Source organism: Marinobacter sp. CP1, assembly GCF_001266795.1.
In the GTDB taxonomy this organism is placed as follows: domain Bacteria; phylum Pseudomonadota; class Gammaproteobacteria; order Pseudomonadales; family Oleiphilaceae; genus Marinobacter; species Marinobacter flavimaris.
Window position 1 is genome coordinate 2,435,695 of sequence record NZ_CP011929.1, and the last position, 13,851, is coordinate 2,449,545.

Here is a 13,851-nt window from a genome sequence, read left to right on the forward strand (position 1 = left end):
CTCCATCAATGAGGGGTCTGCCCCCGTTACTCTGAACACTTCATCTGTTGAAATGATATCCTCGTACACCGCTATCAAGTACGCAAATCAATCCTGAATGCCGACATCGTTCAGGCCGACTTTTACCAAGAAACCCGGAGTTTGAGTCTTACTCATGAGAGTTATTATTCGCTATTTTTTTCGCACCCTGCGTCTGGTACTGACGCCCTTCATGCTGCTCAGTGAAAAGCTCAGCACGCCTGAAAGCGTGACCCGCAGTGCTGAAGAGCAAGCCCGCGCCGACGAGGCCAGCAAAAACCTCGCCCTGTACCAGTTCAAGGCCTGCCCGTTCTGCATCAAGGTAAGAAAGGAAATCGCACGGCTCGGTCTGAACATTGAAACCCGCGACGCCCAGCATGACCCGGAACATCGTGCGGCGCTGGAAGCCGGCGGCGGCCAAATCAAGGTGCCCTGCCTGAAGATTCATCAGGAGGATGGCAGTGATCGTTGGCTGTATGAGTCTGACGAGATCAAGGCGTGGCTACAGGAGCGGTTTGAGCCGGCCTGATTGCCGTTGCTGATTTTTGGAGAGGGCGTTAGCTAGTCACGATCATTCCCCTGGGATGTTCGATTCCAGGGATATGTCGATGAGTTCATGCTGAAGCTTTTTCAGAAGGTGAAGCAGGCTGACGCCGTCATCAAAACTCATCCCCTGCATGGCCTGTCTGTAAAATTCGGCAATAGTGTCCTGAAGTCGATTCCAGAAAGTGCGGCCAGATTCGGTAAGAACCACGAGTCGAGCTCGGCGATCCTGGGGATCCGGTATCCGAACAACATGCCCGTCTCGTTCCATTCGTTTGAGCACGCCATCGAGGTTTTGGCGACTGACGTAGAGGTACTCTTTCAGTTGGTTGAATGAGGTGCCATCTTCGAATCCTTCTCGAGATAATGCACCCAGTACTGCCCACTGCACGGCGCTGATGCCCATTTCATTCTGAACCTGGCGTTGCAGGATGTTTCCTGTCTGGAACAGACGGAAAAACAGGCGGTTGGGGATGCCTCCGGATTCGTTGACGATCATTTCGTATCCCGTTGGTAAAGAATGGTTCGCAAGACGTTTGAGTCTATTCATCAACGATATCTTCACATAGATCCGGGGTGATCTTCCGCATTTTCTTGGGTCACGCCGGAGGAGCAGGGCACTGTGAATCCGGAGTTTCCTGAGATCTCGCAGGAAACTCCGTAGTCGCAGTCTTCACTCAGTTGGTGATCAGCTTGCACTTGCTCTCGGAAAGCGGTCGGAACGCTTCGTCGCCGGGAATAGTTCGAACGATCTTGTACAGATCCCACTCGCCGGTAGATTCTTCCGGAGTTTTCACCTGAGCCAGAAACATGTCATGAACCATGCGGCCGTCCTCACGGATACGACCGTTTTTGGCAAACATGTCGTTGATCGGAGTCTCTATCAGATGCTGGCGGACAGTTTGGGGGTCATCCGAGCCAGTAGCTTCTACCGCCTTCAGGTATTGCATCGTGCTGGAGTAGATGCCCGCATGCACCATGGTTGGACGGGTGCCGGTTTCTTCCATGAAACGATCAGACCATGCACGAGTCTCGTCGTTCATATCCCAGTACCAACCGGTAGTCAGTTGCAGTCCCTGGGCCGCTTCGGGTCCCAGAGCGTGAATGTCACTGATAAATACGACAAGACCGGCAATGGTTTGGCCTGACTGGGTAATACCGAATTCTGCCGCAGTGGAGATCGCATTGGTGGTATCTGCACCGGCGTTTGCCAGAGCGATGACATCGGCGCCAGAAGCTTGGGCCTGCAAAATAAATGAAGAGAAGTCAGGAGTCGGGAATGGATGGCGGATGCTTCCCAGAATCTCACCGCCATTGGCTTCTACAACCCGTGTGACGTCAGCTTCCATGGCATGACCGAAGGCATAGTCTGCGGTCAGTATGTACCAGGATTTGCCGCCTTCCTGAACGATCGCGGTTGGGGTGCCAATGGACAGTGCGTAGGTGTCATAGACGTACTGAATATGATTTGGGGTGCAATGTTCGTTGGTGATGCTTGAGGCTGCGGACCCGGAGATCATTGCCAGTTTGTTGTTCTCTTCAAGGATCTTGGTGGTGGCGATTGTCACAGAAGAGGCCACCAAACCGCCAACCATGTCGACTCCGTCGTTTTCTACCCAGCGGCGCACGGTGCTGGAAGCAACGTCCGGGCTGTTGCGGTCGTCAGCACTGACGACTTCAATTCTGGCGTTGTTGACCTTGCCACCAAAATCAGCAACCGCCATTTCCATCGCAGTCAAACCGTTAGGGCCGGCAAGGTCACGGTATGTGCCGGACATGTCAGCGAGATACCCCAGCTTAACCGTATCTCCAGATATGGCGGCCTGGGCACTGCCTGCCATAAGAGCTGAGGCAACGACTGAGGGCAGAAGCTTTTTTGTATTTTTCATTGTTCTATCTCCGCTACGATACTGGTTTCGGTTCTTGTTGCTTTTGTTGGGTTGATCGGTTTGCTTACTTCTGTAGGTATTCCTTCGCAATGATGTTTTTCATGATCTGGGCTGTGCCATCGCCAATCTGAAGGCCAAGGACATCTCTCAGGCGCTGGGCAAACGGCAGATCCTCACCCCAGCCGGTATGGCCGTGAGCCAGCAGGCATTGCTTGACTACGTCGAATGCCAGCTTTGGCCCCCACCATTTGTTCATCGCCGCCTCGGCGTTGTGAGGCAGGTTGTTATCTTTTAGCCAGAGCGATTGATAACACTGCATGCGGGCGGCATGAACGTACGTCTGGTATTCCGCCAGTGGATGGGTGAGGCCCTGGAACGCCGACAGGTGCTGGCCAAAGGCGGTACGCTCGGTCAGCCACTGCCAGGTTTCATCCAGGGACTGCTGGGCCACCGCCAGGCACTGCAGGCCGATCAGCGCGCGGCTGTAATCGAAGCCCTGCATGACCTGTTTGAAGCCTTTGCCCTCGTCTCCCATCATGTTGTGGGCCGGCACTTCCACGTTGTCGAAGAATATGGAGCCGCGGCCGATGGCGCGCTGGCCGTTGTCTTCAAATCGGGTGGTGGTGATGCCCGGGCTGTCCATGGGCACCAGCAAAGCGCTAATGCCGGAGGCCCGTTGTTCCACGGTGCCCGTGCGGGCGAACACCACCGCCACGTCGGCCTGGTCGGCCATGGAGATGGACGTTTTCTCACCGTTAAGTACGTAAACGTCGCCCTTCTTCTCCGCCTTCAGGCGCAGGTTGGCGGCGTCGGAGCCGCCGTGGGGTTCGGTCAGGGCGATGCAGGCCACTTTCTGGCCGCTGGTCATGCCATGCAGCCACTCCTTCGCCAGGTCCGGGGCAGCGTGGCTGGCAATGATTTGACCATTCAGGGAGGTCAGCAGCGGAATGTAGCCAACGTTGAAATCCCCCTTGGAGATTTCCTCGATGATCAGACCGCTGGTGACACAGTCCATGCCACTGCCGCCGAATTCTTCGGGCAGTTCGCCACCGAGCAGCCCCATTTCGCCGAGCTGGCGGATGACATCCTTTTCGATGACGCCTTGCTGGTCCCGCTTGCGATAGCCCGGAGCCAGCACCTCGGCGCTAAAGCGGGCCACAACCTCGCGAATCGCGTTCTGTTCTTCATTGAATCCGAAATTCATAGTGTTCTCCGGGCATTGTTTGTGACCCGGTGGCCTTTGAGACCACCGGAGCGGTCCGCTTACTTGTAGAATTTCCGGAAGTCCGGTTTGCGCTTTTCCTTGAAAGCGTTAACACCTTCCTTGGACTCATCCGTGTCGTAATACAGGCTCAGGGCCTGCATCCCAAGGGCTCCAATACCGGCAATGTTGTCGCTATCGGCGTTGAACGAGCGCTTGGCAATGGTGAGAGCAGTGGGGCTCTTCTCCAGGATTTCCTCACACCACTTCTGTACTTCCTCGTCCAGTTGCTCCGGCGGCACCACGGCGTTCACCAGGCCCCAGTCCAGCGCCTGCTGGGCATTGTACTTGCGGCACAGGTACCAGATTTCCCGGGCGCGCTTCTCACCGACGACCCGCGCCAGGTAAGCGGTGCCGAAACCGGGATCGACCGAGCCGACTTTCGGGCCGACCTGGCCGAAGATGGCGGTTTCCGAGGCGATGCTCAGGTCACAGATCACGTGCAGCACGTGGCCGCCGCCGATGGCGAAGCCGTTGACCCGGGCGATCACCGGCTTGGGCACTTCGCGAATGGTGCGCTGAAGCTCTTCCACCGGCAGGCCGATCAGGCCGCGGCCGTCGTACTGGCCTTCGTGGGCGCCCTGGTCGCCGCCGGTGCAGAAGGCTTTTTCGCCAGCGCCGGTGAACACGATGACGCCGATGTCCTTGTTCCAGCCTGCGCGGTTGAAGGCGTCCAGCAGCTCCATGCAGGTCTGGCCGCGGAAGGCGTTGTAACGGTCCGGGCGGTTGATGGTGATGGTGGCGACACCGTTGGATTCATCGTAGAGAATGTCTTCGTAGTTCATGGTGCGTGCTCCTGATTCGTTGTCTTGATTTGTGGAAAGGGGCGCTTAGCCGGCCATGGTCAGGCCACCGGACACGCTGATCACCTGACCGGTAATGAAATTGGCGTCGTCACTGGCGAGCAGAGCGATGATGCCGGGGTAGTCTTCCGGTTGGGCCAGGCGCTTCATCGGCACGGCGTTGCGGAAGGCTTCCAGGAGTTTCTCGGGGTTCGGAGCGGTTTCCGCCACGCCCTTGAGCAGCGCGGTGTCGGTGGGGCCGGGGCAGACCACGTTAAGGCAGATGTTTTTGGTGGCCAGTTCCCGCGCCACGGTCTTGCTGAAGCCCACCAGGCCGGCCTTGCAGGCGGCGTAGACGGATTCACCGGAGGAGCCGACCCGGGCGGCGTCAGAGGCCACGTTGATGACCTTGCCACCACCGGCAGCGATCATTTTCGGCAGCACCACGTGGTGCATGTTGAGGGCGCCGGTGAGGTTCACTGCAATCAGCTGGTCCCAGAGCTTGGGCTCGGTTTTCAGGAACGGCATGAAGCGGTCGAAACCGGCGTTGTTGACCAGCACCGTGGGCACGCCCAGATCGCTTTCGATAGCCGCCACCGTCTCGGTAATAGCCGCATAATTGGTGATATCGGCGGCGTAGGCGCGGGCCTTGCCACCGGCTTCGGTGATCAGGTCCACCGTGGCCTGGGCTGTGGCTTCGTCACGGTCCAGAACCGCAACCAGGCTGCCTTCTTCGGCGAAGCGCAGGGATACGGCGCGGCCGATGCCGCCACCACCACCGGTAACAATGACTGTTTTTCCGTTAAGACCTTTCATCGGTTGTTCTCCTGTTGCTCAGAGTAATGGGTCGGGTCAGGCGCGTTTGGCCGGCTCCAGGCGCACTTCTTTCGCCTGTTCCCGCAGTTTGAATTTCTGGATCTTGCCGGAGGCGGTGCGAGGCATGGCCTCGATCACTTCCAGATATTCCGGCAGGTAGTTTTTGGACAGTTGCTGATCGGTCAGATAGGCCTTGACCTGGTCCAGGGTCAGATCGGTGGCGTTCTCGTCGAGGGTGACGTAGGCGCACAGGCGCTCACCCAGGCGTTCGTCCGGGCAGCCCACCAGGGCGACATCGACAATACCGGGGAACTTGTAGAGCAGGTTCTCCACCTCCACGACCGGAATGTTCTCACCGCCCCGGATGACCACATCCTTGGTGCGGCCGGTGATGCGGATGTAGCCGTCCTTGTCTATGCGTGCAAGGTCCCCGGTATTGAACCAACCGGCTTCGTCCACGCCATAGAGTTCGGGGCGCTTGAGGTAGCCGACAAACAGGCTGGAGCCCCGAACCAGCAGGCTGCCTTCCTCACCGGCAGGCAGTTCGTTGCCCTGGAAGTCGGTGACTTTCACTTCCATGAAGGGCAGGGCCTTGCCGTCGGACTGGCTGGCACGTTCGGCGGGATCTTCCGGGCAGGTCATGGTGACCGCGCCGTTTTCGGTCATGCCCCACGCCGAGACAATCTTTGCCTTCAGAACCTTGCCGGCCTGTTCCACCACGGCACTTGGGATGGGGGCGCCGGCTGAGACAAAGATCCGCAGGGAATCCAGTTCGCCCTCGTGCTTGGGTGCGGTTTTCACCAGATCCGCCAGGAACGGTGTGGCGGCCATGGTGAAGGCCGGCTTCTCGGCGGCAATCACCTTGCAGACGTAGTCTGCGTCCCAGATGTCCTGGAGGATGGCGGTGGTGCCCAGGTAAATGGGCATCATGATGCCGTACATGAAGCCGGTCTGGTGGGCCACCGGGGAGGCCATTAACACCTTGTCGTCCGAGCTCAGGTGCAGGCGGTCGGCGTAAGGACGCACATTGGAAAACAGGGTGTTGGAGGAGTGCATGACCCCCTTGGGTTCGCCGGTGGTACCGGAGGTGTAAAGGATCTGGATGGCGTCGTCGGCGGTGAGTTGGCGCTCGGCAAACAGGGCCTTGGTGTCTTGCTTTTCTTCCCAGGGGGTCTCCGTGAGACGTTGTTCAAAGCTACGCTCGCCCTCTCCCCCGATGACCAGCAGGGTTTCGAGATCCGGCAGCTCCCCCCGAATACCGTCAATCATGGCCTCGTAGTCAAAGCCACGAAAGACCTTTGGTATTACCAGCAGTTTGGCCTCGCCATGCTTGAGCATGAAGCGCAGTTCCCGCTCCCGGAAAATAGGCATGAGCGGATTCAGAATCGCGCCGATGCGCATGCAGGCCAGATGCAGGGCGGTGGTCTGCCACCAGTTCGGTAGCTGGTAGGCCACCACGTCGCCTTTACCGATGCCCATGCCGGCCAGGCCGGCCGCCATGCGGGTGACTTTGTTATTGAGTTGCCGATAAGTGAGGGCGGTGCGGGTGTCGCTGGTGACCTGGTAGCCGACGATGGCTTCCCGGTCTGGAGTGCTGGCGACTGCCTGATCCAGGTAGTCGGTAATGAGTTTGTCGTTCCAGGCGCCGCTTTCCAGCATGGCGTCACGGCGTTCCGGATTGAGAGTGATGCCTGTATCCATCTGATTCACCTGTTGTGTCCGGTTTGTTTTTGTTGGGTGGCCAGCCCGCATAAGCAGGTCGTTGCCTTGTCAGTTTCAACATACGCCTTCTCAAAATAATATGTCAATATGTTGCCTTAAAAAATATTCGGGTGTAGCCTCTAGAAATCGGACAAATAGTCCTACATGGGCTTCATGAAGAAGTAATAAGAAAAAATCTGTTAGCGGAGATGGTTATGGAATACAGCAATATATTGCTTGAAAAGCACGACGCTGTGGCCCTGGTCAGACTCAACCGACCAGAGGTCTACAACGCGTTGAACAACGCGCTGATGAACGAACTGACTTCCGCTCTGGAAGTCCTGGAAGCGGATGAGGCCATCCGCGCCGTTGTCATTACCGGCAACGAGAAAGCCTTTGCCGCCGGCGCGGATATTGCCGAAGTCCATGCCCTGGACTTTTCCCGGGCCTACCGTGAGCGCTTCATCTCCGCCAATTGGGAAACCGTGACCCGATGCCGAAAGCCGGTGATTGCCGCGGTGGCCGGCCTGGCACTCGGCGGTGGCTGTGAACTGGCGATGATGTGTGACCTACTGATTGCCGCCGATAACGCCCGCTTCGGCCAGCCGGAAGTGAAGATTGGCACCCTGCCCGGAGCCGGTGGTACCCAGCGGCTGGCCCGGGCCATTGGCAAGGCCAAGACTATGGACCTGTGCCTGACCGGTCGAATGATGGATGCGCAGGAAGCTGAGCGCAGTGGTCTGGTCAGCCGGGTCGTGCCAACTGACGATCTGCTTGATACGGCCATGGCGGTAGCAGGGGAAATCGCCGGCTATTCGCAGATGGCCACCATGATCAACAAGGATGCGGTTAATCAGGCGTTCGAGACCCCTTTGAGAGCGGGCGTTGAATACGAACGCCGGCTGCTGTGGTCCAGTTTTTCCAGCGAGGATCGAAGCGAGGGTATGACTGCTTTTCTCGAGAAACGTCAGCCCCAGTGGAAGCACCGTTAACCTTTACAAGCTCAGGAGCGATTATGGATATTCATTTCACCCCCGAAGAGCTGGCTTTCCGCAGTGAGGTGCGGGCGTTTCTGGGACAGAATCTGCCGGCCGACCTTGCAGAGAATGTCCGTCTGGGCCGTCGACTTGCCAAAGAGGATCATCAGCGCTGGCAGAAGATTCTTAACCAGAAGGGTTGGTATGCCGTCAACTGGCCGGTCGAGCATGGCGGTACCGACTGGTCCGTGGTGCAGAAGCACATTTTTGACGAGGAGTGCGCCGCCGCTGGAGCGCCCAGATTGGTGGCGTTCGGCGTCAACATGGTGGCACCGGTAATCATCAAGTTCGGCACCCAGACCCAGAAGGATTACTACCTGCCGCGGATTCTGCGCAGCGAGGACTGGTGGTGCCAGGGCTATTCCGAGCCCGGCGCCGGCTCCGACCTGGCCAGCCTGAAAACCCGCGCCGAGCGGGATGGCGATCATTACCTGGTCAACGGTCAAAAGACCTGGACCACCCTGGGCCAACATGCCAACCGGATCTTCTGCCTGGTTCGCACCGATCCTTCCGCCAAGAAGCAGGAGGGCATCTCCTTCCTGCTGATCGACATGGATACGCCAGGCATTACTGTGCGCCCGATCATCACCCTCGATGGTGAACACGAGGTCAACGAGGTGTTCTTCGACAACGTTCGGGTGCCGGTGGAAAACCTGGTTGGTGAGGAGAACAAGGGCTGGACCTGTGCCAAGTATCTGCTCACCCACGAGCGTACTGGCCAGGCCGGTATCGGCCAGTCAAAAGCGGCGCTGTCACACCTCAAGCAGATTGCCAGTGCCGAGACGGTGGCCGGCCAATCACTGATTGACGATCCCCTGTTCCGCGCCCGGATTGCCGAGTTGGAAATGCGCCTGCTGGCGGTGGAGATGAGCACCCTTCGCATTCTGGCCGCCACCCGCGATGGTGGGGTGCCAGGGGCGGAGAGCTCGTTGCTGAAGATTCAGGGCTCGGAGATCCGTCAGGCGATCACCGATCTGATGCGCAAGGCGCTCGGGCCGAACGCGCTGCCGTTCCTGGAGCCGGAGCTGGAACCCGACTTCCATGGCGAGCCTTTGTATCAGGATTACGGCGCGTCGCCGGCCAGCCAGTACTTCAATCTGCGCAAGCTGTCTATCTACGGCGGGTCCAACGAAATTCAGAAGAACATCATCGCCAAGCTGGTTCTGGAGCTGTAGGAGGGGACTATGAATTTTGAACTGAACGAAGAGCAACAGATGCTGGCTGATACGGTCGAGCGTCTGGTCCGCAACACCTACAGTTTTGAGCAGCGGGAGGCATTCTACCAGAGCCCCCGGGGTTACAGCCCGGAGTTCTGGCGCCAGTTGTCAGAGCTGGGCATTACCTCGGTGCCAATCGCTGCCGAGTACGAAGGCTTCGGCGGCACAGGCGTGGAAAACATGCTGGTGATGAAGGAGCTCGGCCGGGGCCTGTGTCTTGAGCCGTACCTGCATTCCCAGATCTATGCTGCCGGCCTGGTTGAGCAACTGGGTTCCGCCGAACAGCGGCAGTCGATTCTGCCAGCGGTGGCGGCAGGCGAGCGTCTGTTGACGGTGGCCGACGAGGAAGCAGGTAGCCATTACCATCCGGAGGCGATTGAATGCCAGGCGGTGCCCTGTGAACGGGGCTGGCGTCTGAGCGGCCGCAAACGGGTAGTGATCGGCGGCGAGCTTGCCCACACCATCCTGGTCACTGCCCGGATGAGTGATGGTGAAGGTGTAAGCCTGTTTCTGCTGGACCCGGCGGCTGAGGGTGTTTCGCGCACCAGCTACCCCTGCATAGACGGCCCAAGGGCCTGTGATCTTGCACTGGCGGATGTCTACGTCGAGGCGGACAGCCTGCTCGGACCGGCGGGTAAGGCCGCGCCGGCGCTGGCCTATCAGCGTGGCCGTGCGGTTGCCGCGCAGTGCGCCGAGGCGGTAGGCAGTATGGAGGAGGCCTTCCGGCTGACTCTGGACTACCTGAAAACGCGCCAGCAGTTCGGCTCACCGATTGGCCGCTTCCAGGCGCTTCAGCACCGGATGGCGGAAATGCGCGGCGAACTCGAGCTGGCGCGCTCCATGACCATTCTTGCAGCCTGTGTGGCAGACGACCCGGATTCGGAAAGTCGCAGCCGACGGCTTGCTGCTGCCAAGTTCACCGTGGCCCGGGCGTCGCAGCTGATTGCCGAGCAGTCTGTCCAGTTGCACGGCGGTATTGGTATGACCTGGGAATATTCACTGGCCCACCACGCCAAGCGCCTGGTGATGCTGACTCATCAGTTCGGGGATGACGACTTCCACCTCGGACAGTATTCGGCCCTGCTGGAGATACCCCGGCAGGCTTCACAGCAGGTGGCCTGACCACCCGCCATCAAGACAAGATCAACAATCGGAGACAACCGACATGGCCAACCAAGCAAGTTTCAATTGGGAAGACCCGCTGTTGCTGGACCAGCAACTGACCGAAGACGAGCGTATGGTGCGCGAGAGTGCTCGCCAGTTTGCCGAAAGTAAGCTCCGGCCCCGGGTGCTGGAAGCCTTCCGCAACGAACAGACCGACCCGGAGATCTTCCGGGAGATGGGCGAGACAGGCCTGCTGGGATGTACCATTCCCGAGCAATACGGCGGTAGCGGCCTGAATTACGTGTGTTATGGCCTGATCGCTCGCGAGGTGGAGCGGGTGGATTCCGGTTACCGGTCCATGATGAGTGTGCAGTCATCTCTGGTGATGGTGCCCATCTACGAATTCGGTAATGAGGAAACACGCCAGAAGTATCTGCCCAAACTCGCTTCCGGAGAATGGATCGGGTGTTTCGGGTTGACCGAACCAGACCATGGCTCCGATCCCGGCAACATGGCGACCCGCGCCCGCAAGGTGGACGGCGGTTACCGCCTGACTGGCAGCAAGATGTGGATCACTAACAGCCCAATCGCTGACGTGTTCGTGGTCTGGGCCAAGGACGATGACGGCGCAATTCGCGGCTTTGTTCTGGAGAAGGGCTGGGAGGGCCTGAGTGCCCCGGCCATTCACGGCAAGGTAGGGCTGCGGGCCTCGATCACTGGCGAGATCGTGATGGACGGCGTCTTTGTGCCGGAAGAAAACGCCTTCCCGGACGTGCGAGGGCTGAAGGGGCCGTTCACCTGCCTGAACTCCGCCCGCTACGGTATTTCCTGGGGTGCTCTGGGTGCCGCCGAGGATTGCTGGCACACCGCCCGCCAGTATGTGCTGGACCGTAAGCAGTTCGGTCGGCCGCTGGCGGCCAACCAGCTGATCCAGAAAAAGCTGGCAGATATGCAGACCGATATCACCCTGGCCCTGCAAGGCTGCCTGCGTCTTGGTCGGATGAAGGATGAGGGCACGGCTGCCGTCGAGATCACTTCCATCATGAAGCGCAATTCCTGCGGCAAGGCTCTGGATGTTGCCCGCCTGGCCAGGGATATGCTCGGGGGGAACGGCATCAGTGATGAATTCGGGGTGGCGCGACATCTGGTGAATCTGGAAGTGGTGAATACCTATGAAGGCACTCACGATGTGCACGCTCTGATTCTGGGTCGAGCCCAGACCGGTATTCAGGCGTTCTTTTGATCATTCTCATCCAGGATTGCCGGTATTGCAGGGTCTGGTCTTTGGGCAGTCCTGCACTGAAATGAGCGTTGGCCTGCTTTTTTGCACCAGGTCAGGGCGAACCCGGGATGCGACGACATCCCGACCTGGTGTGATTGTGCAAAGTGCACAGGTCAGGTGTCATCCACTCTCTCAAATCATGGTCGTGAGGACCACATGGCACAGACGTTGCCATCTTTCTCTCGTGTTTTCATCAAAGAGAGACAAGGCAATGACCTCACAAGTAACTCCACAGGAACAGGATTACCCGCTCAGCCCGGTGCCCATGGACCAGCGCCGCAGTATCTGGTCCATGGGCCTGGTTCTGCTTGGCTTCACCTTTTTCACCGCCACCATGTGGGCGGGCGGCAGTATCGGTGTTGCATTCGATTTTTCAACGATGCTGCTGGTGCTGGCAGCCGGTAACCTTCTTCTGGGTACCTACGCCGCCATTCTTGGCTACATCGCTGCAAAATCGGGGCTGAATACGGCCCTGATGTCCCGTTTTACCTTCGGTGAGCTGGGTAGCAAACTCTCCGACTTCATCCTGGGCTTTACCCAGATCGGCTGGTACGCCTGGGGCACGGCGACCATGGCCATTCTCCTGGTCAAGCTGACGGGCTTGCCCGAGAGCTGGACCACGCCGCTGATGGTGGTGTTCGGTTTCGGCTTCTGTATCACCGCGTTCATTGGCTACAAGGGGCTGGAAATGCTGTCCCGCTTTGCGGTGCCGGCGATGATTATTTTGGTAGCGGTGAGTATGACAATCGCCACCTCGGACGCCGGTGGATTTTCGGGATTACTCGCCATTACCCCCTCAGACGAAATGACCGTAGCTGCGGCCATTACCATGGTGTTCGGCACTTTCGTCAGTGGAGGCACCCAGGCTACCAACTGGACCCGTTTTGCCAAATCCGGAAAAACGGCGGTGATTGCGACCCTACTGGCGTTCTTCCTCGGTAATGGACTGATGACGCTGATTGGCGCCTTTGGTGCTCTGGTTTACCAGCAGGCGGATATCGTCGATATCATGGTGGCGCAGGGGCTGGCGACCCTGGGTATTCTCATGCTCTTCCTGAATCTTTGGACAACGCAGGATAATACCGTATACAACTTCGCCGTGGCCGGCTGCAATATGATTCGAACCCGCCGGCGCAAGCTGGTGACAGTGGGCGGTGCCGCCATCGGCACAGTGCTGGCTGTTCTGGGTATGTATGAGTGGCTTATCCCGTTCCTGGTGTTGCTTGGAACCTTCATTCCGCCCATTGGCGGCGTCATCATGGCCAGCTATTTCATTGGCTATAAGCGCGAGTACCCGTCACTCGAAACGGCGACCTTGCCCGCGTTCAATATTCCCGGGCTGGCGGCCTATGCCATAGGCTCGGCAGCGGCCTATACCTCGCCATGGATCGCGCCGATTGTTGGCGTACTGGTTGCCGCGGCCAGTTATGGTGTAGTGCTTGTGGTCAGTGAGGCCGTTCGTGATCGCCGGGCCCAGGTTCTGGGAGCGGTGTAAATGGCCCTGACGTGCCGTGACATTCCGGAGCTCCCTGGCCTTGGGGCCATCCATCTGCGGGGTGGGAGTTCCGGCGCAGACAACACGGTGCGCTGGCCTTATCTGGCGGAGAACCGGTCTTTCACCAACTGGGTCAGGGGTGGCGAGCTGGTATTTGTCACCGGTATCAGCCGCCACCGCAGCCCGGCCAATCTGGCCGAGTGCCTCTATGAAGGTCGGGACTGCGGTATATCGGGGCTGGTTGTGCTGACCGGCGATGCCTACATCGGGCAGCTACCGGCCATGTTAAGTCGTCTGGCGGATGAGCTGGCCATGCCGTTGTTTGAGCAGCCTTACTCGCTGCCAATGGTGGATGTGACCGAAACCATCGCCCGGGCGATTGTCGCATCGGAGCGGTCGCAAGAGCCCCGGGAAGGCGGGCTGGCGGAGGCGCTGATAGCCGGTATCGGCAGTCATCAGCTCGAAGGACTTATCCGGCAGTACCTGCCTGAGGTGGAAGCCGGGTTGCTGGACAGTAGTCGAGATCTCCTGGAGGTATGGCTTCAGGAGCGTGGAAACCAGTGCGCCATGGCTGAAGCCCTTGGCTGCCATAGAAATACCATCCGGAACCGGATGAATCGGTTGGTCGCGGAGATGCCTCCGGAGTCTGAACCGAATGAATATTTCAAAACCCTGGTGCTGGCCCATCTGTTGTCGCGGCCATGAT

Annotated in this window: 13 protein-coding genes; 7 read left to right on the top strand and 6 right to left on the bottom strand. The window is 58.8% G+C overall.

The features are described from left to right. Positions 1–154: 154 nt before the first annotated feature. Entirely contained in the window at positions 155–547 is a 393-nt protein-coding gene (locus ACP86_RS11255; RefSeq protein WP_053113887.1) for a glutaredoxin family protein, read from the top strand. Positions 548–589: 42 nt separating this feature from the next. On the opposite strand, the gene ACP86_RS11260 is transcribed toward ACP86_RS11255, so the two are convergent. From ACP86_RS11260 to ACP86_RS11285, 6 genes are all read right to left on the bottom strand, one after another. Further along, a complete protein-coding gene (locus ACP86_RS11260) occupies positions 590–1,060 on the bottom strand; it encodes a MarR family winged helix-turn-helix transcriptional regulator (RefSeq protein ID WP_008177322.1) in 471 nt (156 codons plus the stop codon). Between the two features lie 178 nt (positions 1,061–1,238). Beyond that, positions 1,239–2,450 (bottom strand): ABC transporter substrate-binding protein, encoded by a 1,212-nt coding sequence (locus ACP86_RS11265; RefSeq protein ID WP_053113889.1) that lies wholly within the window; start codon positions 2,448–2,450, stop codon positions 1,239–1,241. A 64-nt stretch (positions 2,451–2,514) separates the two neighbouring features. Continuing rightward, positions 2,515–3,654, bottom strand: a complete 1,140-nt coding sequence (aliB, locus tag ACP86_RS11270) for a cyclohexanecarboxyl-CoA dehydrogenase (RefSeq protein WP_053113891.1) — start codon at positions 3,652–3,654, stop codon at positions 2,515–2,517. Positions 3,655–3,713: 59 nt separating this feature from the next. Next, positions 3,714–4,496 carry an enoyl-CoA hydratase-related protein gene (locus ACP86_RS11275; RefSeq protein ID WP_053113894.1) on the bottom strand — a complete coding sequence of 261 codons (783 nt, stop codon included), beginning with the start codon at positions 4,494–4,496 and terminating at the stop codon, positions 3,714–3,716. Positions 4,497–4,541: 45 nt separating this feature from the next. After that, positions 4,542–5,309 carry an SDR family NAD(P)-dependent oxidoreductase gene (locus tag ACP86_RS11280; protein ID WP_053113897.1) on the bottom strand — a complete coding sequence of 256 codons (768 nt, stop codon included), beginning with the start codon at positions 5,307–5,309 and terminating at the stop codon, positions 4,542–4,544. Between the two features lie 36 nt (positions 5,310–5,345). Continuing rightward, entirely contained in the window at positions 5,346–7,010 is a 1,665-nt protein-coding gene (locus tag ACP86_RS11285) for an AMP-binding protein (RefSeq protein ID WP_053113900.1), read from the bottom strand. 215 nt (positions 7,011–7,225) lie between these two features. Between ACP86_RS11285 and ACP86_RS11290 the strand changes: the two genes are divergently transcribed. The 6 genes from ACP86_RS11290 (at position 7,226) to ACP86_RS11315 (ending at position 13,850) form a co-directional block, all read left to right on the top strand. Beyond that, positions 7,226–8,002 carry an enoyl-CoA hydratase gene (locus tag ACP86_RS11290; protein ID WP_008177331.1) on the top strand — a complete coding sequence of 259 codons (777 nt, stop codon included), beginning with the start codon at positions 7,226–7,228 and terminating at the stop codon, positions 8,000–8,002. A 23-nt stretch (positions 8,003–8,025) separates the two neighbouring features. After that, entirely contained in the window at positions 8,026–9,222 is a 1,197-nt protein-coding gene (locus ACP86_RS11295; RefSeq protein ID WP_053113901.1) for an acyl-CoA dehydrogenase family protein, read from the top strand. Positions 9,223–9,231: 9 nt separating this feature from the next. Then, positions 9,232–10,386: an acyl-CoA dehydrogenase family protein gene (locus ACP86_RS11300; RefSeq protein WP_053113903.1), complete on the top strand. Its 1,155-nt coding sequence runs from the start codon at positions 9,232–9,234 to the stop codon at positions 10,384–10,386. 43 nt (positions 10,387–10,429) lie between these two features. Continuing rightward, a complete protein-coding gene (locus ACP86_RS11305; protein ID WP_053113905.1) occupies positions 10,430–11,611 on the top strand; it encodes an acyl-CoA dehydrogenase in 1,182 nt (393 codons plus the stop codon). Positions 11,612–11,861: 250 nt separating this feature from the next. Next, positions 11,862–13,145 (top strand): cytosine permease, encoded by a 1,284-nt coding sequence (gene codB, locus ACP86_RS11310; protein WP_008177335.1) that lies wholly within the window; start codon positions 11,862–11,864, stop codon positions 13,143–13,145. Next, on the top strand, positions 13,146–13,850 hold the full coding sequence (locus tag ACP86_RS11315; protein WP_008177347.1) for a PucR family transcriptional regulator: 705 nt from the start codon (positions 13,146–13,148) through the stop codon (positions 13,848–13,850). It begins immediately after the preceding gene. The last annotated feature ends 1 nt before the right edge of the window (position 13,851 follow it).

Bases quoted from the DNA above. Each gene is read 5' to 3' on its own strand.
- ACP86_RS11255 (WP_053113887.1), top strand. From the start codon at position 155: ATGAGAGTTATTATTCGCTATTTTTTTCGCACCCTGCGTCTGGTACTG.
- ACP86_RS11260 (WP_008177322.1), bottom strand. From the start codon at position 1,060: ATGATCGTCAACGAATCCGGAGGCATCCCCAACCGCCTGTTTTTCCGT.
- ACP86_RS11265 (WP_053113889.1), bottom strand. From the start codon at position 2,450: ATGAAAAATACAAAAAAGCTTCTGCCCTCAGTCGTTGCCTCAGCTCTT.
- aliB (WP_053113891.1), bottom strand. From the start codon at position 3,654: ATGAATTTCGGATTCAATGAAGAACAGAACGCGATTCGCGAGGTTGTG.
- ACP86_RS11275 (WP_053113894.1), bottom strand. From the start codon at position 4,496: ATGAACTACGAAGACATTCTCTACGATGAATCCAACGGTGTCGCCACC.
- ACP86_RS11280 (WP_053113897.1), bottom strand. From the start codon at position 5,309: ATGAAAGGTCTTAACGGAAAAACAGTCATTGTTACCGGTGGTGGTGGC.
- ACP86_RS11285 (WP_053113900.1), bottom strand. From the start codon at position 7,010: ATGGATACAGGCATCACTCTCAATCCGGAACGCCGTGACGCCATGCTG.
- ACP86_RS11290 (WP_008177331.1), top strand. From the start codon at position 7,226: ATGGAATACAGCAATATATTGCTTGAAAAGCACGACGCTGTGGCCCTG.
- ACP86_RS11295 (WP_053113901.1), top strand. From the start codon at position 8,026: ATGGATATTCATTTCACCCCCGAAGAGCTGGCTTTCCGCAGTGAGGTG.
- ACP86_RS11300 (WP_053113903.1), top strand. From the start codon at position 9,232: ATGAATTTTGAACTGAACGAAGAGCAACAGATGCTGGCTGATACGGTC.
- ACP86_RS11305 (WP_053113905.1), top strand. From the start codon at position 10,430: ATGGCCAACCAAGCAAGTTTCAATTGGGAAGACCCGCTGTTGCTGGAC.
- codB (WP_008177335.1), top strand. From the start codon at position 11,862: ATGACCTCACAAGTAACTCCACAGGAACAGGATTACCCGCTCAGCCCG.
- ACP86_RS11315 (WP_008177347.1), top strand. From the start codon at position 13,146: ATGGCCCTGACGTGCCGTGACATTCCGGAGCTCCCTGGCCTTGGGGCC.